Source organism: Paenibacillus sp. NEAU-GSW1, assembly GCF_009737085.1.
Lineage (GTDB): Bacteria > Bacillota > Bacilli > Paenibacillales > Paenibacillaceae > Pristimantibacillus.
Map to the genome: position 1 here is coordinate 44,744 of NZ_WOVL01000012.1, position 24,704 is coordinate 69,447.

Genomic DNA, 24,704 nt, shown 5'->3' on the forward strand with positions numbered 1-24,704 from the left:
GATGAACAGTACGCACTTTTCAGTGCTCTAGGCACAAAAAAGTGATATAGGCACTTAAAAGTACCCGCCCGTGGATTTCGATAAAGGAGCTTGCCCAGCGATGAAAAAATACAATATTTCCGTCGAAGCGTCTTTGGAGGTTATCGGAGGCAAATGGAAATGCGTCATTCTATGCCACCTGACGCATGGCAAACGAAGAACGAATGATTTGAAGCGTTTGATGCCCGGCATTACGCAAAAAATGCTGACCCAGCAGCTGCGCGAGCTGGAGCAGGACGGCATCGTCAATCGGATCGTCTACCAGCAGGTGCCGCCTAAGGTGGAGTACGAGCTGACTGAATACGGCGACAGCCTGCGGCCAATTTTGAATGCGCTGTGCGCATGGGGCGACCGCCATATCGAGAAGGAGTACGGGGATAAAAGTCTCGTGCTGGAAAAAAGCTATTTAAACAATTTGGAATGAAAAAGCTGCCCGCACGCGCCGATTGCTCGTGATGGGCAGCTTTTTCGCTCATTTAATTAAAGCCTGGAAAATCGGACAGGTCACTCAAGCGAACAAAGAAAACGATGAAACCGAACAAGCCCAACAGCAAAATCGGCATCGTTTCTTTGAAGGAATCTTTCGCGCGAACATGCGTAAGGACGCCGCCGATTCCCGTAACGCCGATAATAAGCCCGCCGACGGCGCTCCAGCTTGGCTCCCAATAGCCGACGATCAGCGCAGCCGCTCCAATCACTTCCACAAGGCCGGCAACGATGCGGAACCATTGCGGAAGTCCCCATTTGGCAAAGTTGTCTGCATGCATTTTCACTCCGGCCAGCTTGCTGAAGCCCGCCATCAGGAACATCAAGGCAAGCAAGCTCTGCAGTACAATGACTACGATATCCATCCGTCAAACACTCCTTATTTTCCTTAGTGATTGAAATGCAATCGATATAAGCACATTTAATCCAAAAGAAAATTGCAGCCAACGACTAACTGCAATCAACTTAAGCACATTATAATGGATAAAGGAGTATTTGGGAAGTGTAAAAAGGCGGCGACTAGGTTTCGAAATCAGCCTTTCCGCAAAATCCGTTCGGGGATCGACGGCAGCAATCGTTGCAAAATCCCGAGCAGCTTTACTTTGCCGATGGGAACCTCTTGCTTGTCTTTTGTATAATAAGTGAAAAATTCGGCGGCAAGCGCCTCCGGCTTTATTTTGTTTTTGCCTCGCCCGCGTGTCATGTCCGTGTCGACGACCGGCGGAATAATCTCGAATACTTTGATCCGGCTTTCTTCAAGCTGCCAGCGCAATGCTTTGGAGAAAAGATGAAGCGCTGCTTTAGTTGCGCAGTAGACAGGAGCCGACTCCTTCGGCACGAGTCCAAGCCCCGATGAAACATTAACGACAGCGGCTTCCGGCTGCCGTGCCAGGAGCGGCATCAGCTTGGCGGTGAGCTTTACGGGCGACGTTAAGTTTACGGCGATTTCATGCACGACGAGCGCGGCGATTGCTTCAGGCTCCTTTTCCAGAAAAGAATAGTTGTACTGAATGCCGGCATTATTGACTAGTACGCTTAAGCTCGGATGCTCGATGTACAATCGCTCGACGAGCGCATCCTGCTGCGCCGCGTCTGCCAAATCACATGCGTAGGCGATGACGCGAGGGTGCTTCGCTTTTACAAGATCAAGCTTTTGCGTATCGCGGCCGACGATAATCACTTCGTTGTCATACTCCAGAAATTTCTCGGCTAGAGCGAGGCCGATGCCTGCCGCTCCGCCAGTAATGAGCACCGTATGTCCGAAATTTTTCAAATCAAATCTCCCCTCTCGTGAAACGAAACTCCGCCCTTAATGGATGGCGAAGCCGTTTCTTTTGTTCTAACTAAAAATAGAATAGAAAGGGGAGGTTTTCATTAACCTAAGTTTATTTTTCGGCGAATTCGGCTCAAGGCGACAGGAGTGATGCCAAGGTAGGAAGCGATATGGTATTGCTGAATTTGCTGCTCAAGCTGGCCGTAGACGTCGAGGAAGCTGCGGTATCTTTCTTCCGCTGACAACAGGAGCAGCTCGCGCTCGCGGATCTCCTTCTTCACAAACAGCTGCTCCGCCATGAGCCGTCCGAGCCGGTCCCAGCAGCGGTGCCGATTATAGAGTGACTGAAAGTCAGTGTATCGGATCATGAGCAACTCGCTGTCGGCCAGCGCCTGGATGGACATAAACGAAGGCGCGTTTAGAAGCATCGAGCTGTAAGTGGCGATGAATTCATGCGGCTTGCAAAAGCTTTTATTATATTCGCCTCCGTCTGGAGTCGTGTAGTAGAGCCGAAACAATCCGCTGATGCAAATGCCGATCCATTCCGCAGCGTCGCCTTCCCGGATAAAATGGCTGTTCTTTGCGAGCTTGCGGCGCTCCGTCATTGCGCGGAACGCATTCCACTCCTCGCGGGGAATTGGCGCAATTCGCTGCAGCGCCGCATAAAGCGGCTCCTCAGTCTCTTCCATAGCGGCGGCCACTCTCCTTCAAATTAGTAAGTCTATTTGCCCGCTCTTATCTCACTCCATCATACAATCAAGCCGCTGGAAAATAAATTCAGTAAACAAATTTTCGCTGCGCCCAAAAGCTGAATACGAACAACGCTCCCTCGGTCAACAGCTTGGCCGCAAGCAGCGGAAGCCCGAGCTGCTCGTGCGTTATATGCATAAGCGCATAATTAAGCAGCAAAATAACGCCGACTAGCGTGAAATAACGCGGAGCGGAGCGGGCGACTTCCGCCATCTTGCCGACGCCGCGGGCTCGCGAAGAGCGCGAGAATACGTAATTGCGATTCATGGCAAAATTAAATATCGAGCTGCCGACTCTGGCAAAGACGACGGCGAGCAGCAGATTGGAAGTCATCCATTGCAGCAGCATAAGAAGAACAATATCGATTCCCGCCGACAGAAGCGAGGAAGCGCTGAACGCAAATATGGGCATATAGATTTTGAATGAATCCCGCAGCGGGCGAAAATGCGATGAGCGGTTTCCGTCCAAATAAACGGTATCAATCGGCACCTCGTGGATGCCAATGCCTGAAGGGCCGGCCTCCAGCAGCATATTCATCTCGTATTCGAAGCGATCGCCCGGCACTTCGCACAGCCAGTCCAGCATGGAAACGGAATAGCCGCGCAATCCCGTCTGCGTATCTTGAATAGCCGTGCCGGTTGTAAAAGCGAACACTTTGCGTGTCACCGCATTGCCGAACCGGCTTCGCAGCGGCACCTCGCCGGTGAAATGGCGGCTGCCGAGCACGATTTGTCCCGGATAAGCGCTTATCGTATCGGCGATGCGCCGAATATCGGCCGGCAGATGCTGGCCGTCGCTATCGGCACAGACGATGCTGCCGCTCGTGCCGATCTCCTTTAAAAAACGAAAGCCGGTTTTCAACGCCCGGCCTTTGCCCCGATTGACGGCGTGGGTCAATACGACGCATCCGGCTTCCCGCGCGAGCTGAAACATTGGCGCGTAGCCCTCGCCGCTCCCGTCATCGACAATGACAACGGACATATCGTCCATTGCTGTTAATTGTTCTATCAGCATGAGCAGCCGTTCATCCGGTTCATAGGATGGAATGAGACAGATCATGATAGACGCCTCCTTTCAGTTGCGCTTGCGCTATTCCCCGACATAAATAATGTCGCTGACGCCGCGTTCTTTCTGTTTGCCTTGCGGATTGTTGACGACGCGGCCCATAAAGTACATCGTCGATGAACCGCCGCCGTCCAGATTGTAGGCTTCTGTCGCGCCAAGCTCGGCGAACAAGCCGGCAAATTCGTTCAAAGTCAAGCCGCGGCTTGTGCTGCTGCGTCCGTCGACCACGACTAGCACATAATGGTTAGGCTCAATCATGCCGATGCCGGTTCGCGGATTAGAGCCGTCGATCGTGCGGTTGCCGAAGTTCGTATCGATGCTGACGTTGTCCAGACCAGTCACAGCAACCCCGTCATTTACAAGCGTTGGACCGAAAGAGAATGTATCGGTGACGCCTTTTTCAAGAAGCGACGACGAGGAAAGCTCCTGCTCGTCATAGGCCTCTAAAGCGCCGTCCTGGAACAGCGCCAAAGCGTCCCGCGCGGGCTCGTCCCGATACAGCGTGCCGTTGCGGATAATGACACCGTCGCTGCGGAAGCCGTAGTAGTCGCCGTTAATCGCCAGTATGGCGTTGTTAGACTCTGCGATGGTCGACGTATTCTCGATAATATTGCGGCCAAAAGCGCTCTTGGCGAACGCGGTGTCGAGCGTCGCGCCGTTTCGCAGAACGACATCGGCGACGTAATAGGTCGTCGTATCGTTCCCCGAGCCGATTTGATTCTCGCTAATGGCGATCGTGATGTTATCGCTTGCAAAGCTCCAGTAGTCGTATTGCGCTTTACTCGCCAGCTGGTTGCCGGATGCGCTGGCAGCTTCGGAGTTGTCTGCGCCTGCGCTGCCTGTCGCGGAAGCCGGGCTGGCTACTTTCACTTGGACATGTTCTATTAAATAACGGTCTGCCAGTCCGTAGAGGATGGCGCCAATGACGATGACGAAAGCGGCGACGGCGATCGCTGTTTTTTTTCTTTTCGATAAATGAGACTTGCTCATTGGATCACTCACTCCTTACATCAGGATCTTTAAGCGGAGCTTAAAGTCGCTCTGCCTTGCGCGGGCTGTTATTTCCTGTAATGATGAGTATAAGCAGCCTAACTGAGTGTCTCCTTAGTCGAACCTTATAGCAGGATTAGCGCATGCTGAAATTTTGCTGAATGCATAGAGGCAAGGGGGGATTCGCAGTGACCGTGACATTGGAGATTGAAATTCGCAGATTGGATCAAGAGGAAGTGCCGGAGGTGCTGGCGCTAATGGAGGATGTAGCGTCGCGTCTGCCGAATCAAGGCTGGTTTGCGGCGTCGGGAGAGGACTATTTGCGTTCGGTTGCGGGCCGGGACGGCGAGCTTTACGGGGCATACCATAATGGCGTTCTTGTCGCATTTACTACGTTGGCGTTTCCCGGGTTGAGCGAAGACAATTTGGGGCGGGAGTTCGGAGTGCCGGAGGAGGAATTGCATCTGGTAGCTGCGCTTGACGCAACGGTGGTGCATGAAGCGGCTCGCGGTCAGGGGCTGCAGCGCCTTTTCCACCAGCTTCGGGAGGAGCACGCTCGCGAGCTGGGATACCGGTACTTGTTCTCCACCGTTCACCCGGACAATTCATTCAGCTGGCGCAATTTGGAGGCTGCGGGTTTGTCGCTGCAGTTTTCCCGGCCCATGTACGGCGGCCTTCCGCGCCGCTGCTATGCCAAACGGCTGGACGTCTAGGAGCGGGCGACGCGCTGATGGGCTGCTGCTTTATCCGAATAATGCCCGTTACTGCGCCATATGAAAAGGGATGAAGCCGTCTGCGGCTTCATCCCTTTTTCAATTAGCGTGCCTGCACATAATCGAGCAGTATCCGTTTCAGAATCGCAAGCTGCTTGTCGGACTCCAAGTCGGACTCCAGAAGCGGAATGTTCTGCTGCAGCGATAAGTTTTTGGAAAATAAACCGAAGGTGTTCATCACGGTCGTCAGCACATCGCGAACGTCGAGATCGGTCCGGATGGAGCCGTCCCGCATGCCGTCCTGTATAATTCGCGAATACGCGCGCGAAATATCGCGGTGCAGCTCGTTGTAGGCTTGCATGTCCTCCAGCGGCTCCGGAGAGTGAGAGCTGTAGTTTTCGAAATCGGCAAGCACTTTAATATTGATGTCATCGTCGTTTCGGATGAAGGTGTCGAGCAGCGCGTCCAGCCGCTTCAAGCTTGAATGCGGCAGGGCAGCGACGCTTTGAAACCGCTCCAGCATTGGCCCCAGCAGCATCGTGGCGACAGCGACGATAAGCTTCTCTTTTTTTGGAAAATAACGGAACAACGTTGCGATGCCAACGCTCGCTTCCCGGGCAACATCCTGCATCGTCGTTTTTTCAATTCCTTTAACCGCAAAAATGCGCGCAGCGGCTTCCAGCACATTTTGCTGCCGATTTTGCTTGCCGTCTTGCCGCTCCTTCTCGTATCTTTCTCTCGGATCCAATGCGATCGCCAATCCTTTCCGCAATAATGTTCCTGTCGAAAAGCAATAATGAATATTATAGCTATCCGGTTCGTCGGCACACAAGAAGAAGAAGGAAATTGAAATCCTCGCCGCGCAGTGATATAGTTTATATCATAGTGATAGTTAAACTATCATTAACCCAAAATGATCGAAGAGGAGACATGAAAATGACTCGACTGGCAAATAAAACAGCAATCATTACAGGGGCAGGAAGCGGCATGGGACGCGAGGAAGCGCTCTTGTTTGCGAAAGAAGGCGCGAACGTAATCGCGACCGATATTAACGAAGCGGCCGTACAAGCGGTTGTGCAAGAAATCGAAGCGGCTGGCGGCAAGGCAACGGGCCTCGCGCATAATGTCGCATCCGAAGAAGATTGGATTCGCGTCGTGCAAACGGCGGCAGAAACTTACGGCAACATCGATGTGCTGGTCAATAACGCAGGCATTTCGCTCGCGGTTGGGCTGCTGGACACAACGATTGAACAATGGAATAAAGTGATGAGCATCAATTTAACGAGCACATTTCTCGGGATGAAGTATGTGATTCCGGTTATGCAGCAAAATAACGGCGGCTCGATCGTCAACATTTCCTCGATCGCTGGCCTGACTGGCAGCAGCGGCGCGGGCGCATATACAGCATCCAAAGGCGCGGTGCGGATGTTGACCAAAGCGGCTGCGGTTGATTTCGGCAAAGACCATATCCGCGTCAATTCCGTGCATCCGGGCTTTATTGAAACGCCAATGAGCGCGGAGCATATTCAAAATAAGCAAATGCTGCAATGGTTCCTGTCGCAAACGGCGCTGCCGCGCGTTGGACAGGCGTCTGAAGTGGCTCAGGCGGTGCTGTTCCTCGCTTCCGACGAATCGGCTTACGTTACGGGCGTAGAATTGCCGGTCGACGGCGGCGTAACCGCAAAGTAACCGTTATTAGCCATGAAAAAACCAGCCTCCTCGGCCGCTGCTGCGGCTGAGGGGGCTGGTTTTCATTATCCGCCTGAGGACGGCGACAGTCGTTTCTAGCCCGTTTGCGCTAGTGATTGATGTCGCACTTGTTCAGAATGAACGAAATTTGATTTTCCAAGCGGTTGATTGCTTCTTGCGATTCCGTATCCTCCAAGCCGCGTCCGCGCAGAGCGGCGAGCTCGGCCTTAAGTTCATGCAAATCCTCGCTTGCATTGGCGCAATCATAGCTGCTTTCAAGATGATCGAGCATTGCCTTCTCCTCCATCCATATCATAGCCTCGTCTTGCCAAGGCTTCCCTTCTATTATGGAGGATCTCGCTTGAATTATTCAGGCTGCTGTTCGGTTTCGTTATCGTCTGCCGGCGCGTCAGAAGGCAGCGGCGATGCCGATGGAGAAGGCGACGGCAGCGGTGAAGGCGATGGAGATGGAGAAGGGGAAGCTGATGGAGAAGGCGACGGCGTTGGATTCTCCTTCTTCACAATTGTTACTTGCTTCTTCTTCACCCACAGCGGACCGCGCGACGTCTTGATCATATACCATTCCTTCCAGGCAAGCTGGACGGTCAGCTTCTGATCGGCATATTTGATCGCTGTCGGCTTGCCCGCTAATGGTGACGTGTACACATCCGTAGCTTTGCTGAGCATGACCTTCATGTCGCTTGGCGCTTCTTCAACCTGCTGCAGCGCGTTGCGCTCGCTGATCCATTGGCGTCCGCTTGCAGCCTTGATCTCCAGCCAGTCGCCCTTTACGCGAAGCAGCTCGTAGACGCCTGCTTTATTGGCGTTCAAAATTTTCGAATCGAGGCTTGGCCATTGATAGCCTTTTTCCGTCGCGAGCAAGTAAATGCTGCCGTCCGCCTCTTTCGCTTCCTGCTTGTCCATCCACAGCTTATAGCCTTCGATAGCCAGCATCCAGCCGGTGTAGCGGTGCTGCCCCCAAATGCGGGACCATTCGGATAACGGCACATGCGTGTCGCCTACCGCGCGCCCGATCTCAGGTGTCATGGCCGGCCGTCCGAATTCGGAAATGAACCAGTCGGTGAAGCCGCCGCCAGAAGGGTTAGGCGATGGCGCGACGAGCGAATAGCCGGTCATATTCGCATATTTTGTAGCGAGCGCCCGGTCGCGTGCCAGGTTCTCCGCCTTCGTTTTATAGTTCCAATAAATAATTTCGCCTGACGAATGGTACGACATTGCCAGCTCCGGCTTAAGCTCGCGGGCCAGCTTAGCCATTGCCGCCGCTTCTTTCGCCTGCAGCGGTTGGGAGCCTTTGTAGTTCATATAACTATTGCTCGGAGCGGCATTGCTTATGGTGCTCCAGCCAGCCGGATATTGACGATTCAGGTCCACTCCCTTCGCGTTTGCTTTCCACCGTTTGAAATTACGGCTGCCTTTATTCATGCGGATAAGCGATTCGTGCAGGTTGGACGGAAATGCCGAGAGCCCTTTTTGCTGGAGCGTTACGCCATCCGGGTTAACCATCGGAATGACGACGAACGTCACGCGGTCGAGCAAATCGCGTACGGCTTTTTTCTGATACGTGTCGTTGCTTGCGTAAGCTGCCGCATAGTCTTCAACCATGTACATCAGCAGCGTCGTGGTCATCCACTCCCTGGCATGATGGGAGGCGTTCAGCAAAATAACGGCTGGGCCTTTGCCAAAGTCCATCCGCCACAGCTTGCGGCCGTACTCGCTTTCGCCTATCGTCGACAGCTTAATCAAATCGGGATAAGCGGACGATAACTCCTTTAGATCTTTCACCATCGTTTCATACGTGTAGATTTGCTTCGGATCGACGATGGGGGATGCCGCGGCGTGGGCAGGCATCGCCCGGCCGAGTAAAGAACAGATCATGGCAACAGCCAACAACAACGATAACGCCATTTTTGTGCGGTACTGCAGCTTTAACAATTGCTTTCTCCCCTATGCTGTAAAAGTTCAACTAGGGTTATTCGACAAAAACAGTCATTTTCCTTGTTTTTCCTCGAAATTACTGCATGCGGAGGCAATTTGAGTTTTTTGTGAGATGAATATGATAGAGTGGGACCAAATGGTGCGTTGCAGGGGGGAAATGGATGAGAGCGGCTTCGTTTGCCAAATTAACGGGGATCTTGCTTATTTTTATAATTACGGTTTCGGCCGTTTTTCTGTTCTATAAAAACATGGAATCGGGACATGGAGCGCCGATTGCGAAGGCAGGAAAGCTGGATTTGTCGGGATGGGATTTCGCGCGGGAAGGCGCGGTTTCGCTCAATGGAGAGTGGGAGTTTTATGAAGGACGGTTATTGGAGCCTGACGATTTCCGTAAAGGGAATGCAGCGGGAGCCGAGGCCGGAGAGGCGTCGTATCTGAAGGTTCCGGGAGCCTGGCTTGGCAAAAGCGGCGGAAGCGGCATGAGCGCGAAGGGATACGGCACTTATCGGCTTGTGGTGTCGCTGAAGAAGCCGGATGAAATTATGGCGCTGAAAATAAGCAGCATACGCATGTCGCACCGGCTCTATGTAAACGGCAGGCTGGAGGGCGAGAACGGCAAGCCCGATGCGTTTTTAGCGGAACATCTGCCCGGCAATACGCCTTACAGTACGGCGTTTCTTCTCGATTCGAACGAGATGGAGATCGTCATTCAAACGGCAAATCACGTCTTTGCAAGCGGAGGGATCGCCAGCGCCATTTCATTCGGCAGAGACGGGGATATCGCGACATTGGACGGGCTGAAACAAGGGGCGGATTTCGCGGTCATATTCGTGCTGTTCCTGTTCGGTTCCTATCATTTAAGCATCTCGATGATTCGGATAAGAGAGAAAACGAACCTCTATTCCGGACTTTATATGTGGACGCTTTTTATCAATCTGCTTACATACGGTGAAAAGATCGGCTTGCGGCTCGCTCCGGACTTGCCGTTCGAGTTTGTGTATCGCGTGCAGAACTTGACTGAGTTTCTGAGCATCGTCTGGCTTGTCCTGTTTTTTAATGCGATAGACTCCCGTTTATTGCCGCTGCGCAAACTGATGATTGCAATAGCTCCTGTCCTCGCTTTTATCGCGGCTATTCTGCTTCTTCCGTATGCGGTGTACAGCGCAATAAAAGTATATTTCCTGCTTTATATGTTTGTCGTCGTATTGGCCATTATTGCGCGGCTCGCTATCCAATACGTTAAAAAAGCGGGAGACTCGCATTACCGGAAAGAAATGGTGATGTTTATAGGCGCTGCGGGGTCGCTGCAATTCTATCTTGTAAGCGGGCTGCTGTATGCTGTCAATGCGGTGCAGACCGATTTCGGAATCAAAGCGGGCATCGTGTGCTTTATTATGTTTCTAAATGTGCTGCTCGCCTATCGATATACGGCCGCTTTCGAGAAAACAGAGCTGCTCTCGAATCGTTTGTCGGTCGCCAACGAGCTGAAAAACGAGTTTCTGGCGAACACGTCGCATGAATTGAAAACGCCTCTGCACGGCATTATGAACATGGCTTCGCACTTGCTGGAGGACGGGGAAGGTGCTTTCTCAGCCAAGCAACAGCAGCATTTGTGGCTCATACGCGACACGTCAACCAAAATGTCGCTGTTGATCGAGGATTTAATTGATGTGACCCAGATTAGAAACGGAGAGCTGCGGCTGCAGCCATCGGTCGTCAATGTCCGCATGGTGGCGCAGATCGTTGTTGATGTGCTCCGGTTCGAGCTGACCGGAAAGGCGGTTGCGCTCACAAACGATGTTGACGCCGGCACATGGGTTATTGCCGACGAGAACCGGCTCCGGCAAATCATGTACAATCTCGTGCATAATGCGATCAAACATACAGAGCGGGGAGTCATATCGGTGACATCCGGCACTTCGCAAGACCATGTTTATTTATCGGTAGAGGATACCGGCACCGGGATCGAGAAGGAGCGATTTGAAGCGATTTTTAACGAATATCATTACATGGATGCGGCGAAGCCGCTGCAGCAGGACGGCTACGCGGGCATGGGCATCGGACTTTATATTACTCGCAAGCTGGTGGAGCGAATGGGCGGCACGATCGGCGTAGCATGGTCGCAAATCGGCCAAGGCAGCCGCATGACCTTTACGCTGCCATCCGCTGCTCCGCCGCTAGGCGCCGTGGAAGCGAGCGCGGCCGGGGAACGGCCTGCCGCCGCCGATCTGAGCATCGTCGATCACATCGATAAGCACGCTTATACGATTTTGATCGTGGATGACGATTCTTCCAACATTTATATGCTGCTTGCCATTTTGCATAGAGGGCCTTACAACGTCATTACGGCTTTCTCCGCCGAGGAGGCCATACGCAAATTCGAGGAAATGAGCGACAGCATCGATCTGGTCATTTCCGATGTGATGATGCCGGCCGTTTCCGGATACGATTTGTGCCGGATGCTGCGTCGGCGGCGGTCTGTGCTCGACCTTCCGATCCTGCTTGCAACCGTCCGCAATACGCCGCAAGATATTGCGATGGGCTTTGGAGCGGGGGCCAACGACTATATTACGAAGCCGTTCGACGCCGAGACGCTGCTTGCCCGCGTTCAAACGCTGATCGCCATGAAGCGTTCCATTCAGGAGGCCATTCGCAACGAGCATGCATTCCATCAGGCGCAGATCAAGCCGCATTTCTTATACAACGCGCTCAGCAGCGTTATTTCAATTTGTTATTCCGACGGCGTGAAGGCAGCGCATTTGCTGTCGATGCTGAGCCAATACTTGCGTCACATACTGGATATGGACCATGACAGCCTGCTTGTTCCGCTGCATCATGAGCTGGACTTGATCCATGCGTATGTCGAAATTGAGAAAGCGCGCTTTGACAGCAGGCTGGAGTGGGATTTCTATGTGGATCCAAGCTTGCAGGAGAAGCTGATTCCGTCGCTTTGCATTCAGCCTTTTATCGAGAATGCGATTCGTCACGGGCTATTTGAGAAGGACGGCGACGGCAAAGTGCTGCTTTCGATTGAAGAAGGGGCCGGGTTTTTGAAAATCGTCGTGAGCGATGACGGCGTCGGCATCCCCGACGACTTGCTGTACCGCTTCACAAGCGGCAGCGATATGGGATCGGGCATAGGCATTTCGAATATCCGCAAACGGCTGGCTGCCATTCCGGGATCGTCGCTTACGATCGTATCGGAGCTTGGCAGCGGAACGACCGTTACGATGTACGTTCCGCTCAATCTGACGGTTGGGGCGGGGCAAGGGAAGGGAGTGAAGTTCCATGTTTAAGACAGTTATTGTGGACGACGAGAAGCTTGTTCTTGATTTGATGAAGCATATTGTCGGGATGGACAACCGCTATCAAATTATCGCGACGTTCACTAATCCGCTTGATGCGGCTGAACGTCTTCCCGAGCTGCAGCCGGATGTCTTGTTCCTAGATGTCGAGATGCCGAGGCTGAACGGCATGGAACTGGCCCGAACGGTTGCCTCCAAGCTTCCCGGCACGCGCATTGTATTCACGACCGCTTACAAGCAATATGCGCTCGAAGCGTTCGACGTGCAGGCGCTCGACTATTTATTAAAGCCGGTGACTCCGGCAAGTTTGCAGAGAGTAACGGCGCGCCTGCTGCAAACGGGCCATGCTCGCCCGCCCGAAAAGAAGAGCAGCGAGCATGGCCTCTCCATTAGCTGCTTCGGCGCGTTCGAGGTGCGCGGAGCCGACGGCGAGCTGGTCCATTGGCCGACTCGTAAAACGGAGGAGCTGTTCGCGTATTTGCTGTGCCATCCGAACCGAGAGATCGGTAAATGGGTGCTGCTTGAGCTGCTCTATGCCGACATGGAGGAGGAGCGGGCGTCCCATAATTTATACAATACAGTCTATCGGCTTAAAAAACTGCTCAAAGAGCATGGGATCGGCATGGATATCAAAAAGACGGGCACCGGCTACTTGCTTGATACGGGAGACGCCGCTGCATACGATGTGCTTGCTTATGTGAACCGTGATGACGGGACCGACTGGGACAGGGATCGGCAATTGTTTGCGCTGTATAAAGGTCCGCTGCTGGAGATGAAAGACTTTTTATGGAAGGAGCCTTTGGCTGAGGCTTTCGGCAAACAGTACTATACGATCGCAAGGCGTCTCGTTGAAGAGGAAATGAGAATTCGCGACTGGCAAGGGGCGGAAAATCGTCTGCTGTCCTACTTGACCATCGACCCGACGCGCCTGGAGATGCATGAACTGCTGCTTGACGTCTATGCGTGGAGCGGGCATTCGCATAAAATTGCTGCCCATTTCCGGAAAGCGGAGGCGGTTTATCTCTCTGAGCTTGGAATAGCGCCGCCAGAGCGGCTGCGGCAGAAAGCAGAATCTTTCAGCTAGTCGTATTGCATCGTTCGACAGTATTCCCGATATTGTGAGATTTTTGAGAGATGGCATTGGTACAATCCGGTTATCATCAAAAAAATTGCGCAGAGGGGAAGTAAGACAGCAATGCGAAACCGAAAGTATAACAAGCTGTTGGTGCTCATGTTGGCGGCGGCGCTTCTCGTTCCTTCGTTCTCAGTCTCGGCCGCTTCGGCGTCGGGTGCGAAGAAGGACGGATTGGCTGACGGAGCACAGGCAAGGCAGACGGCGATGAATGTAAGCGGCGATACGCTTCAACTGGGAGGCAACGGCAATCCGATTCAAATTATAATGGATGAATCAGGAAAAATCGCTGCCTATTTGAAACAGGGCGGCGCCTATGTAAATCAGTATTATAGCAGCTATGGATGGGGAACGAATTTGTTCGTTAACATGGGCGGCGAAGACAAGTATTACACTACGCCTTATTACGGCGGTGAATGGGGCGCGTATGAGAGCGTAAAGCGTCCGGACGACAATACGATTGAGATGTCTTGGCTGTTTAATGAGGGCCAGTTGCGGGTTAAGCAGACGATACGATATATTCCCGGCGATTGGTTTTATGAGAAAAGCTGGACGCTGGAAAATACGACCGAGAGCGAAACATTTACCGGCTTGAAGTGGATTCATGGCGGAGACGCGTACTTTGGCGGCATCGACAGCGCCAGGGCGTATTGGAATGACACGCTCGGCATGGTCTATCTGCGCAATGATTCGACGGATGATGTAGGCATTATGGGCTATTACGGCAGCGAGGCGTCCAAAGCCGACGGTTATGCCGGCGGGGACTACAGCGCAGCGTACGATCAAGCCATGAATGGACAATTGAACAATGAGCTTATTAACAATGGAGACTACGGTTATATCGATGCCGGCTATCAGCTTCAATGGAACCATGATTCGCTAGCGCCGGGCGAAGCGTGGAGCATCGTGTCCTATGAGCGCTGGACAGATGCGGGCGGCGTGCAAGTGTTGGCTCCCGAGAATAAAAAGGTATATCCGGGCGAAACGGCAACCTACTCGTTTTTATTGCTGAACCTGCTTGAGCAGTTGGGCGATGGCGATGTTGAAGTGCCAATGGATGCCGAATTCGATGTGTCCGCTGCTTCTGAGAACGGCTGGGACGTTACGATCGACAGCCCTACGCATCTAGCGATTTCAGGAGGGGAAGTAGCCCAGGTGAACGTTACGGTAACGGTGCCGGAAGATACTGACCTGCTGAGCGACAAGCTGACCCTTACAGCAGTGGCGAATACGGAAGAAGCGCCGACGGGCAGCGGCTATGTCAGAACAATCATTCCGAATGACGCGCCGACAGCAAGCGACTTGGCGGCAGCGGGCAAGCTCAGAGTCGGACAAACCTTGACGGCAAGCTATGCCTATGCAGATACCGAGGATGACGAAGAGGGAACAAGCAAGTTTCAATGGTATATCGCTGACAATGCGGAGGGCGATAACCGCATGGCGATAGCGGATGCGACAGGAAAGACGTATAAGCTTCATAAAGCGGATGTCGGCAAATATATCAGCTTTAGCGTCGTTCCGGTTGCGGCCGAGGGAACAGCAGCCGGCGAGCAAAGCGACAGCGAATGGGTAGGTCCTGTTGCGAAGCAACAGACGACGCCGACCGAGTCTGCCGCGCCGACGGAGGAATTGATTGTGATTGATGTCGAGGATGGCGCGGATAAAGACGGAGAGGTCGTATCCAAAGCGTTTATCACGCGTACGACGGACTTGCTCGGCAACAAGAAGGATGAGGTTAAGTTCACGATGGAGCAAGCGGCAGACGCGATCCAGCAGCTTCAGACTGCAGACTCCAAGTCGGCTAAGCTGGTTATTCCCGATCCGAAGGACGAGGTTTCGGAGCTGCTCGTGAACCTTCCGAAGGAATCGCTGGCGTTGCTTGCGGCAAACGGCGTCAGCTTGGAAATCGCTTCGTCGAACGGCAGCATTATTTTATCGGCTGAGGAAATGAAAGGTTTGACTGAGGATGCCTACTTCCGTCTAATTCCGATCAAGAAGGAAAGCGAGCGCAAGGAAGCTCTGAACCGTGCTCGCACGGAGCAATTGGTTCTTGCGCTGGCTGGAACGAATGCGGTGTCGAGTATAGGCCGTCCGTTGGAAATCGAGACGAATGTGCAAAGCCATCGGGTAACGCTAGTGTTCCCGCTTGGCCAAACGGAACTGAGCGAGGATGAGTTGAACGAGCTCGGCGTGTTCGTCGAGCATAGCGACGGAGACAAGGAATTGATCAAAGGCGAGATTGTCGGCTACGGTGCCGAAGGCGCCAAAGGTCTTCAAATTACCGTCAATAAATTCAGCGCCTTTACCATCGTCCATATTCCGGGCTGGGGCGATGAGCATAAGCCGTACATTACCGGCTACGCGGACGGAACGTTTAGACCGGAGCGGAATTTGACTCGCGCGGAGATGGCGGTTATGTTGAGCCGAATTTTCGCGGCGGATGAGGAACAAGACGGAAAACAGGCTGACAGCAATGCGAGCTCGATTGTCGCAGCGGAAGATGCCGGTGAGGGCGGTCTGCTGGCGCCAACGTTTCTCGATGTCGGCGGTAAGCATTGGGCTGCCGCAGCGATCGGCCAGACAGCGGCGCTCGGACTGATGCAAGGTTATGCCGACGGCAGCTTTAAACCGGAGCAGCAAATTACGCGCGCGGAGATGGCCAGCATTGTCGCAAAATGGCTTGCGGAAGCAAGCAGCGGTACGGCGGCGGGCTTTGCCGACAGCGAGCAGCATTGGGCGGCCGAGGCTATTGGCAAAGTGACGGCGGCAGGCATTATGCAAGGCTATGCGGACGGCAGCTTTAAGCCGGATCAAGCGTTGACGCGGGCTGAAGCGGTTACGCTGCTTAATAAAGTGCTTGGCAGAGGGCCGCTGAACGACGGCGATGCGAGATGGAGTGATGTCGCAGAAGGATATTGGGCTTTCGGAGACATTCAGGAGGCTTCGATCGATCACAAATTCGAAGCGGCGGAGAAATAGTCGATTTAACGAAGAGGAGACGTCCGTTCAGGGCGCTCCTCTTTTTTCTGGCAGCGGAGCCCAGCGATGCCCACTTGTTTTCAACAACTATTTTTGGGACAATAGGCAGTAACAGATTGCGAGAAGAGGACTATTTCAATGAGTAAACCATCGATATACGGATTGACGCAGGACCATCTGGCAGCTTGGCTGGAAGAGCGAGGGCATCGCAAGTTTCGGGCGACGCAAGTATGGGAATATTTGTACCGGAAGCGGGTAACGGACTTTGCTGCGATGACGGACGTAAATGCCGATTGTATAGAGCTGCTGGAAGAGAACTTTGTGCTGGAAACGATGAGCGAGCATGTGAAGCAGGAGTCGGTTGACGGCACGGTCAAGTTTCTGTTCAAGCTGCAAGACGGCAACTTGATCGAAACGGTGCTGATGCGCCACAAATTCGGCCTGTCGGTATGCGTGACGACGCAGGTCGGCTGCAATATCGGCTGCAGCTTCTGCGCGAGCGGATTGCTGAAGAAGAGCCGTGATCTGTCGGCAGGCGAGATTGTTGAGCAGATCATGAAGGTTCAGCTTCATTTGGACAGCGCGGGGAATGGCGATAAGGTCAGTCATATTGTCGTCATGGGCATCGGCGAGCCGTTCGACAACATGACGAATCTCGTTAACTTCTTAACCGTTGTAAAGGATCATAAAGGACTGGCGATCGGCGCGCGTCATATTACCGTTTCTACAAGCGGCTTGGCCGACAAAATTTACGAATTTACCGATATGAATACAGGCGTCAACCTGGCGATTTCGCTGCATGCCCCGAACAACGAGCTGCGCACGCGCATCATGGTCATTAACCGCGCTTATCCGCTGGAGAAGCTGATGCCTGCGATCGACTACTATTTGTCGAAGACGAATCGCCGTATTACGCTGGAATACATTTTGCTCAAAGACGTAAACGATGGACGGGAGCAGGCGCTGGAGCTTGTGGAGCTGATTGGAGAGGGCGACCGCAAAGCGCTGGTCAACGTAAATCTCATTCCGTACAATCCGGTCGACGAGCACAGCCAATATCAGCGAAGCGAGCAGGAGACAATCAAGGCGTTCTACGACGTGATGAAAAAGAACGGAATCAGCGTCAGCGTCCGCTTGGAGCACGGCACCGATATTGATGCCGCTTGCGGTCAATTGCGGAGCAAGCAAATGAAGCAGAACGCAGGGTAGAATAGATTGATTTTGAAGACAGCCAGTGCGAGGATACATCGCATTGGCTGTCTTTTTGTGCACAATTGGCATATGGATTGACGGTGCCTCAATGAGTGTTTACAATGATGAAAAACTAGCAAATAAACCCAAAAATAAGGATTAATAGAGGAGCTGTTCGCCAATGACTTATCTTTCGTTGAATACGTGGAGCCTTCATCGCCACCTGGGTCCGCTTCGCTGGACCTACTGGAATGAGGAGCAGCAAACGCATGGGGTACATATCGATCCGCAGCCGGAATTGACGACGCTGCTGGAGCTTCCCGCACTGCTCGCAGCCAAAGGATTTGCTGCGGTCGACATTTGCCATTTTAACTTCCCGCGCACCGATTCGGACTACCTGGACGAGTTGAAACAAGCGCTTGCGGAAGCGAAGGTGGCGTTTCACACGCTGCTGCTCGATTACGGCGACATCTCGTCGGCGGATGTGAAACGGAGCGCCGCCGATATGGCGTTAGCTCGACAATGGATCGATATTGCGGCGCAGACCGGCGCCAAGCGCATCCGCATCGTTGCAGGCGAATCGCCGCCGGAAGACCGGGAAGCGCTGGATCGCGCAGGCGAGCGATTGCTCGAATTGGCGGCCTATGCCAAGCCGCGGAATATCCGCGTCATTACGGAAAATTTCCGGTCGCTCTCTTACACCGCAGCCAACTGCTTGCAATTGGCGAAGAAAGGCGGCGGCGAGATCGGAATGATCGGCGATTTCGGCAATTTTGACCGCAGTGTTCGCTATGAGGAGCTTTCGGCGTTGCTGCCGATTTGCGAGAACGTGCATGCCAAGCCGGAATTAGACGCGAATGGCATACCCGATGAAGCGGAATTCGCAAGGCTGCTCCAATTGCTGAAGGATGTCCGTTATGAAGGCCCGGTCGCAATGATATATGACGGCCCGGGAGATATGTGGGAAGGTATCGAGCGGGTGAAAGCAATTGCCGAGCCTTATGTAGGATAGGCAGTGCCGATCAAGATCAAATCGAATAGGGGAGATAAGAATGGGCAAACAGTTTGAAGCGTTAAAGCCGGAGCATGAGCAGTTTATCGCAAAGCAGCATATTTTTTTCGTAGGCTCGGCGCCATTGTCGGCGGACGGACACGTAAACCTGTCGCCGAAGGGACATGATGTTCTTCGCATTTTATCGCCGAATCGCGCTGCTTATCTCGATTTGACAGGCAGCGGCAACGAGACGAGCGCCCATATTAGAGAGAACGGCCGGCTGACGATTATGTTCTGCGCTTTCGAAGGAGCGCCGAATATTATGCGTTTATATGGCAAGGGCACGGTTGTATTGCCGGAGACGGCGGAGTGGGAGGAGCTGTATCCGCTGTTTCCTCCGCTTCCCGGAGCGCGGCAAATTATCGTCCTTGATTTCGACTTGGTGCAGACGTCTTGCGGCTTTGCCGTTCCGTTTATGAACTATGAGGGAGAACGCGAGACGCTTCAACGCTGGGCGGCGCAGAAGGGCGAAGAGGGTCTGAAACAGTATGTCGAGGAGAAGAATAGGTTCAGCATCGACGGCATGCCGACGCCTCTTGGCGTAAAAATAAGCGGTCAAAATGATCAGTCGGCGGTTGAATAATCCGTAGCATAGCAGGTTCAGTAAAAACCTGTAAAAGTGAAGGAATAGGCCAATTCCGCAGCATAAACGTACAGAACAGATGCACAATAGTCCCGGGCGCCCGCACAGCGAGCGTCTTTTTTTACGCCTTTATGCGCAATCGGGACTTTAGTCCGATTTAATAGATATAGTCTCAAAGTCTCGCCTATCATTTGGATAAATATTCTATAATAAAATCAGCGTCTATGTTCGACATAATCTGACATATTTTTAGCGGGGTGTATGGAAGCGATGATTTTTAAGAAGAAGGAGCCGGTCGCAAGACTATCGGACCATGAGTTCAAAGCGGCTGACGTTGTGTCTGCGGCGCAGGATACAGGGGCTGAAGAAGCAGGGGACAAAGCAGAGGCGGCAGCTGCGGCTGAAGAGACGTTCACCGTGATGAGCAGTTCCAGTAAAGCGAATTTGGACAAAAAATCGCTCGATCTCATTTTTGCCGTCGAGCAAATGATTCAAGCTCGGCAGCATGCCGATCGCAATATCCATGAACTGCAGGACCGGTTAAACCATGCGAATAACCATGTCGACCGATTGAACCGGGACGTTAAAAATTTAAATAAAGTGATCGAAGAGCGCGAGAAAAACATTCTCGAGCTGGAAAACAAGCTGATCGAGAAAAATTTGAAGGTTGATCAGGTTATGGAGGACTACCGCGAGCTTCAAACGGCGATGTCGGCCGAGACCGAGGAGCTTAAAGGCGTTATCGATCTAGAGCAGCAGAAGTACAGCGGTTTGCTGCAAAAGCATAATGAGGCGCAAGCGGAACGCAACAAGCGGATCAATGAGCTGGAGGAAAAAATTAGCCGGCTCGAAGCGGAAGCGATTCATATGCGGCAGAAATACGAGGCGACACGTCAGGAGAAAACGTATCTCGCCAACATGATTCAAGATTTCACCAATCGGATGTCTGTGCCGTTCGGCAACGCGAATTCCGCGAATCATGGACAAGACGGCGGCAGAGATTCGTAAGCATTCTTTTGTGAAGGCAGAAACGGAATAGCGGCGGCAGGGGGAAGTCAAATTGGATAACAAAATACGAATGATCGAGCTGCTGTCGTTGCGGCAGGATTTGGACCTATACCTGCTGGAGCTTCGAGTGACGGCTGGCGAGGCGCACGATGACGTTGTCCTCGAGATCGATGAACATACATATCATCAGCTAAAAGTGGCAGTTCCCCGCCAAGAGGAGCGAAAACGGGTGCGTTTGTCGCTCTATCCGAAACGGGATGCCTATTTAAATGGATATAACAGCAGCCTGACCATCGCGGATTCGACGGGAAGCAGGCAGCTTTTGTTTACTTGCACGGATAATTATGCGCTGCGTCTGGAGCAGCTTTTGCGAGACAAAGCAGAGGCGGCGTTGCTTGCTGTTGTCGGTAATCATACGGCAAGCGGCGACGATGCGGAGAAGGAAAGCAAGCGGAGAGCGAGGGTGCGGCGAATTCGCACGATTGCAGGACGGCTTGCTGTGTTATCGCTTGTTTTCGTCATGGCTTCCATCGGTTTTGACCGGAAGCTGTTTGTCGATGACGACCCGATTAATAATACGGTTGCAGCGGCTAGCTCTGGCGGGCAAGCGAACGATGAACGCGGCAGCGGCGGGACGGCGGACGTCGTGCTTGCAGAAGCCGGACCTAAGGCTGAGAAATTGGCGAATGACCATGTGTCCAGCGCCGATGCCAAAGGGCAGACTCCGGTCGCTGTAACGACAGCTGATGTGAAGCAGCCGGAGCAGCCGGAATCGAGTCCGAAGCCGGACAAGCTTTTTGAAACGGTGCAAGTGGATGCCGATGAGGCGAAATACAGCTTACCGAAAGGCTATGTGGCGCTCACTTTCGACGACGGGCCTTCCGCGTATACGGAGCAAATCGTCGACATTTTGCAGGAGCATGATGTGGCAGCAACTTTTCTGTTTATCGGGGTTAAAGTGAAGCAAAATTCGGACGCGGTGGCCTACGCCAGCGAACGGCAAATGGCGGTCGGCAACCATTCCTGGGATCACAGCGATCTGGCGGCGGTCAAGCCGGACAAGGCGAAGGAAGAATTGGAGCTGACGAACAAGGTGTTGGAGAAAATAACCGGCCGCGCCGTCACTCTTTTTAGACCGCCGTACGGTTCGCTGGACGACCAGCTTCAAGAAAGCGTTAGCGAGCAGAAACTGAACGTGCTCATGTGGAATCGCGATCCCGAGGACTGGAGCGTGAAGAACGCGACGGACATCGTCGATTATTTCCGACAGACAGATCCGTCGGGCGGCATCTACGTGCTGCATGAGAAAAAAATAACGGTTGAGGCATTGCCTGAAATCATTCAATACTTAAAAAAGAAAAAGCTGAAGTTCGCTGTTTTCGAATAGGCGAATAACAGTCGTCCTCCTCTATGCATGAAATAAACGGAATTGCCCACAATATAACGGTCAATTCCATTCATGCCAATAAAGGGGACGATAGAAAATGAGATTTCGCTTTGCTCACGCGCTGGTAGCGATTGGTGTATCGGTTGCATTAACACTGCCGGCGCTTACTGCGCATGCCGCTGATGATCGCGCTGTTGCCGGGCAGCAGGTTGCGATTGATCATTCGCATAGCCATCAGCAATGCTTGAGCCCGAAAGCGGTGCAGCTGCAAAACGAGCTGCGAAAGCTGTGGGCCGAGCATGCGCTCTGGACCAAAAGCTATATCGTAGCTGCGTTGTCGAACTTGGAAAGCAAGAACGATGTGCTGGCAAGACTGCTTCGCAATCAGCAGGACATCGGCAATGCGATCAAGCCTTATTATGGCGAGGCGGCAGGCAATAAGCTGGCGGAGCTGTTCACCGAGCACATCGTGATTGCCGGCAAGCTGATTGATGCGCTGCAAAGCGGCAATCAAGCCGAGGTGCAAAAGCTGAATAAGCAATGGTACGACAATGCGGATGCGATTGCGGCCTTCCTAAGCGGAGCCAATCCGAACTGGTCGCAAAAGCAGCTGAAAGAGATGCTGGATCAGCATCTGCAGCTGGTTACCGCTGAGGTGGCTGCGGGGATGAAAAAGGATTCGGCAGGCGCGATTCAGGCGTTCGACCAGAACCTTAATCATCTGATGACGCTGGCTGACACGCTGGCAGCAGGCATCGTTAAGCAATTCCCGAACCATTTTTAATGAACAAAGGTCGAGTTGACCGGATGCCCATAAGGGGCGATGCCAGTCAGCTCGACCTTTGTTGTTAGATGGCGGCTGCTTTATCCGAGAATATGATAACCCGAGTCAACGTGAATGACTTCGCCCGTTACGCCGCGCGATAATGGGCTAAGCAAGAACATTGTCGCATCGCCAACCTCGTCTTGATCGACGTTGCGGCGGAGCGGCGCTTTCTCTTCCATTGTCGTTACGAGATCGTTGAAGCCGGCTACGCCGCCTTTCGCGGACAGCGTGCGGATCGGGCCGGACGAAATCGCGTTGACGCGAATGTTTTCTTTGCCGAGATCCTCAGCCAAGTAACGTACGCTTGCTTCCAGCGAAGCTTTGGCTACGCCCATAACGTTATAGTTTTTCATCATGCGTTCAGCGCCGAGATAGGTTTGCGTTACGATGCTGCCGCCTTCCGTCATAAGCGGACGGCAAGCTTTCGCCAAGGCAACCAGGGAATATGCGCTCGTGTCATGAGCCAGCAAGAAGCCCTCGCGGGTGGTGTCGATGAATTCGCCCTTCAAATCTTCCTTCTCGGCGAAAGCGACCGAGTGAGCCAGTCCGTGAACAACCGGTGCTTTCTCTTGGATTTGTTGGAATGCCGCTTCGATGCTCGCGTTGTCCGTTACGTCGCACGATACGCACAGCAGCGGATTAATGCCGTTCGCTTCCAGCAGCTGCGTCAGTTTTTGAAAGGAACGTTCCTTCCGGTATGTGAAAATAAGGTTTGCGCCGGCGTTGTGCAACGACTTCGTAATTCCCCACGCAATGCTGCGCTCGTTGGCGACGCCAGTCACGATTATCGTTTTTCCTGTTAGTAATCCACTCATTGTTGTTGGCCTCGTTTCTGTAAATTTCTTGGCTTTCTCTTTCCACTAGTTTAACACAAGATAATAATACCTAGTACTAATTTTCTCGTCGCTGCTGCGGAAGCCTCGTTTCTCCCCGCGATCCTCCAGGCCAACGTGCAAATTGCGACCCGCGGTGGCCTCTCCCAGCGCAAGGCGCGGTGCGGCATCAACCACAGGGAAAACTACCGCGAACGACTCGCCTCCGCAGCTAACACAGCGGGCGATACGCCTGCTCACTGTGCATTGACGCCTCCGCGGGGTGACTACCGCGAACGAGTCGCCTCCGCAGGCGATACACTTGCCAGCTACGCTTTCGCGGCCAACTACCACCCGTGCAGCTACGTTCTTCGCGGCCAACTACCGCCACGCTGTTACGCCTTCGCGGTCAACTACGCGAACGAAGCAGGTTCGCAATTTTGCGAAACGATTTTCGCTATTTTCGCCATCATCACGATCTCTGCTGCCCGCAGCGAAACAAAATGCGCTATTCAGGAACCTAGGTTCCTGAATAGCGCATTTTTGTTCCTTATCGCTCTCACTTGCGTTCTGTTCAGCCGAATTAGCGAATCTAGCTTCGCTAATCAGCGAGTCGGGTTCGCTAAAGGTGCGCTGGTTGCGGTAGGTGCCGCAGAAGTGTGGCCGCCCGGTCCGACCCAGCAGCGGCTGCGATTGGCAACAACAGCGGCGCGCCAGCTGTCCTGGTTGCACCTGCTGGGAGCCGTGTTGTAGCGCCAGCCCATGTATTCGCAGCTTAAGCGGCAAGCCTCCGCGTGCTGCGAGCGATAAGAAATTGGGCGCCGTAATAGGTTGCCATAATATAGATCGAAGAATAAGTGATATCGGAGACAAACATATTCCAGGAAAGCACGGAATCGGAGATGACAAACAGCACGCTGCCCAGTATGGCGAGCTTATTGCCCGTCATGATGGCCGACCAGCACATGAGCATAATGACGACAACATAGACGAGCACCGGAATGATGAGCGCTTGGTCACCGCTGTCTTGGAGTGCCGGAACGAGATTCGAGCACATCCAAGCTCCGTACGCGACCAACGGCACGAGAGCAGAGAGCCGAATCCACGAGAACCGCCATACGCTCAGGAAGGCGAATAAGTAGAATAGGTGGCCGATCAGAAAGGCCGTCAGGCCCACTACGAACCATACGAGGAGACCGTCGCCGAGCATGCAGAAGAACAAGCCGGTCAGCAGCAGCCAGTGAGAACGCTTACTTTCGGCGGGAAATTGCAGGTAGGCATAGCCGATCATTAGCCACATCGGAATGAGCTTGAACAGCAGTTTGACCGCAAACGGATCATTCGGGATAACAAAGATGTACAGCACGCTCATTGCGAGAATGAGCAGAGGAAGGCCGGAATTTTTCAAGCTATCGCTCCTTACATCAGGATCTTTGAACGGAGTTCAAAGTCACTCTTTAGCTACA

The 24,704-nt window shown here is 53.1% G+C and carries 22 protein-coding genes; 12 read left to right on the forward strand and 10 right to left on the reverse strand.

The genetic code is table 11. From position 1 onward, the window contains the following. Positions 1 to 100: 100 nt before the first annotated feature. Positions 101 to 463: a winged helix-turn-helix transcriptional regulator gene (locus GOM71_RS11225; RefSeq protein WP_156281040.1), complete on the forward strand. Its 363-nt coding sequence runs from the start codon at positions 101 to 103 to the stop codon at positions 461 to 463. A 52-nt stretch (positions 464 to 515) separates the two neighbouring features. Here the strand turns inward: GOM71_RS11225 and GOM71_RS11230 are convergent, their stop codons facing one another. From GOM71_RS11230 to GOM71_RS11250, 5 genes are all read right to left on the reverse strand, one after another. Beyond that, positions 516 to 890, reverse strand: coding sequence for a DoxX family protein (locus GOM71_RS11230; protein ID WP_156281042.1), 375 nt, complete (start codon positions 888 to 890; stop codon positions 516 to 518). A gap of 167 nt (positions 891 to 1,057) precedes the next feature. Beyond that, complete coding sequence (locus tag GOM71_RS11235; protein ID WP_156281044.1) at positions 1,058 to 1,798, reverse strand: SDR family oxidoreductase; 741 nt, start codon at positions 1,796 to 1,798, stop codon at positions 1,058 to 1,060. Positions 1,799 to 1,899: 101 nt separating this feature from the next. Further along, positions 1,900 to 2,487, reverse strand: coding sequence for a Crp/Fnr family transcriptional regulator (locus GOM71_RS11240; protein ID WP_156281046.1), 588 nt, complete (start codon positions 2,485 to 2,487; stop codon positions 1,900 to 1,902). Between the two features lie 88 nt (positions 2,488 to 2,575). Next, positions 2,576 to 3,607, reverse strand: a complete 1,032-nt coding sequence (locus GOM71_RS11245; RefSeq protein WP_156281048.1) for a bifunctional glycosyltransferase family 2/GtrA family protein — start codon at positions 3,605 to 3,607, stop codon at positions 2,576 to 2,578. Between the two features lie 30 nt (positions 3,608 to 3,637). Next, complete coding sequence (locus GOM71_RS11250; protein ID WP_156281050.1) at positions 3,638 to 4,603, reverse strand: phosphodiester glycosidase family protein; 966 nt, start codon at positions 4,601 to 4,603, stop codon at positions 3,638 to 3,640. A 188-nt stretch (positions 4,604 to 4,791) separates the two neighbouring features. On the opposite strand from GOM71_RS11250, the gene GOM71_RS11255 reads away from it, so the two are divergent. Next, positions 4,792 to 5,316, forward strand: coding sequence for a GNAT family N-acetyltransferase (locus tag GOM71_RS11255; protein ID WP_367649557.1), 525 nt, complete (start codon positions 4,792 to 4,794; stop codon positions 5,314 to 5,316). Positions 5,317 to 5,419: 103 nt separating this feature from the next. Here GOM71_RS11255 and GOM71_RS11260 read toward each other — a convergent pair whose 3' ends face one another. Continuing rightward, on the reverse strand, positions 5,420 to 6,064 hold the full coding sequence (locus tag GOM71_RS11260; RefSeq protein ID WP_156281054.1) for a TetR/AcrR family transcriptional regulator: 645 nt from the start codon (positions 6,062 to 6,064) through the stop codon (positions 5,420 to 5,422). 188 nt (positions 6,065 to 6,252) lie between these two features. Here GOM71_RS11260 and GOM71_RS11265 point away from each other — a divergent pair, with 188 nt between their 5' ends. Then, a complete protein-coding gene (locus tag GOM71_RS11265) occupies positions 6,253 to 7,005 on the forward strand; it encodes an SDR family NAD(P)-dependent oxidoreductase (protein WP_156281056.1) in 753 nt (250 codons plus the stop codon). Between the two features lie 109 nt (positions 7,006 to 7,114). Here the strand turns inward: GOM71_RS11265 and GOM71_RS11270 are convergent, their stop codons facing one another. Together GOM71_RS11270 and GOM71_RS11275 are read right to left on the reverse strand one after the other, a co-directional pair. Further along, a complete protein-coding gene (locus GOM71_RS11270) occupies positions 7,115 to 7,297 on the reverse strand; it encodes a DUF2524 domain-containing protein (RefSeq protein WP_156281058.1) in 183 nt (60 codons plus the stop codon). Between the two features lie 74 nt (positions 7,298 to 7,371). Then, complete coding sequence (locus GOM71_RS11275; RefSeq protein WP_253944803.1) at positions 7,372 to 8,958, reverse strand: M14 family metallopeptidase; 1,587 nt, start codon at positions 8,956 to 8,958, stop codon at positions 7,372 to 7,374. A gap of 164 nt (positions 8,959 to 9,122) precedes the next feature. Here GOM71_RS11275 and GOM71_RS11280 point away from each other — a divergent pair, with 164 nt between their 5' ends. The 9 genes from GOM71_RS11280 to GOM71_RS11320 all read left to right on the forward strand — a co-directional run bounded on the left by GOM71_RS11280 (position 9,123) and on the right by GOM71_RS11320 (position 22,384). Next, a complete protein-coding gene (locus GOM71_RS11280) occupies positions 9,123 to 12,257 on the forward strand; it encodes an ATP-binding protein (RefSeq protein WP_156281060.1) in 3,135 nt (1,044 codons plus the stop codon). Next, positions 12,250 to 13,350 (forward strand): response regulator, encoded by a 1,101-nt coding sequence (locus GOM71_RS11285; RefSeq protein ID WP_156281062.1) that lies wholly within the window; start codon positions 12,250 to 12,252, stop codon positions 13,348 to 13,350. The genes GOM71_RS11280 and GOM71_RS11285 overlap by 8 nt, the downstream gene beginning before the upstream one ends. Before the next feature lie 111 nt (positions 13,351 to 13,461). Next, positions 13,462 to 16,377: an S-layer homology domain-containing protein gene (locus tag GOM71_RS11290; protein ID WP_156281064.1), complete on the forward strand. Its 2,916-nt coding sequence runs from the start codon at positions 13,462 to 13,464 to the stop codon at positions 16,375 to 16,377. Between the two features lie 138 nt (positions 16,378 to 16,515). Continuing rightward, positions 16,516 to 17,586 carry a dual-specificity RNA methyltransferase RlmN gene (gene rlmN, locus GOM71_RS11295; RefSeq protein ID WP_156281066.1) on the forward strand — a complete coding sequence of 357 codons (1,071 nt, stop codon included), beginning with the start codon at positions 16,516 to 16,518 and terminating at the stop codon, positions 17,584 to 17,586. A gap of 163 nt (positions 17,587 to 17,749) precedes the next feature. After that, on the forward strand, positions 17,750 to 18,580 hold the full coding sequence (locus GOM71_RS11300; protein WP_156281068.1) for a sugar phosphate isomerase/epimerase family protein: 831 nt from the start codon (positions 17,750 to 17,752) through the stop codon (positions 18,578 to 18,580). A gap of 40 nt (positions 18,581 to 18,620) precedes the next feature. Beyond that, positions 18,621 to 19,205 carry a pyridoxamine 5'-phosphate oxidase family protein gene (locus GOM71_RS11305; protein ID WP_156281070.1) on the forward strand — a complete coding sequence of 195 codons (585 nt, stop codon included), beginning with the start codon at positions 18,621 to 18,623 and terminating at the stop codon, positions 19,203 to 19,205. A 261-nt stretch (positions 19,206 to 19,466) separates the two neighbouring features. Continuing rightward, a complete protein-coding gene (locus GOM71_RS11310; RefSeq protein ID WP_156281072.1) occupies positions 19,467 to 20,213 on the forward strand; it encodes a hypothetical protein in 747 nt (248 codons plus the stop codon). A gap of 52 nt (positions 20,214 to 20,265) precedes the next feature. Then, entirely contained in the window at positions 20,266 to 21,600 is a 1,335-nt protein-coding gene (locus tag GOM71_RS11315) for a polysaccharide deacetylase family protein (RefSeq protein ID WP_156281079.1), read from the forward strand. 97 nt (positions 21,601 to 21,697) lie between these two features. Next, positions 21,698 to 22,384: a glycosyltransferase gene (locus GOM71_RS11320; protein ID WP_156281081.1), complete on the forward strand. Its 687-nt coding sequence runs from the start codon at positions 21,698 to 21,700 to the stop codon at positions 22,382 to 22,384. Between the two features lie 80 nt (positions 22,385 to 22,464). Here the strand turns inward: GOM71_RS11320 and fabI are convergent, their stop codons facing one another. Then, a complete protein-coding gene (gene fabI, locus GOM71_RS11325) occupies positions 22,465 to 23,241 on the reverse strand; it encodes an enoyl-ACP reductase FabI (RefSeq protein ID WP_156281083.1) in 777 nt (258 codons plus the stop codon). A 772-nt stretch (positions 23,242 to 24,013) separates the two neighbouring features. After that, a complete protein-coding gene (locus GOM71_RS11330) occupies positions 24,014 to 24,646 on the reverse strand; it encodes a lysoplasmalogenase (RefSeq protein ID WP_253944804.1) in 633 nt (210 codons plus the stop codon). Positions 24,647 to 24,704: the final 58 nt, after the last annotated feature.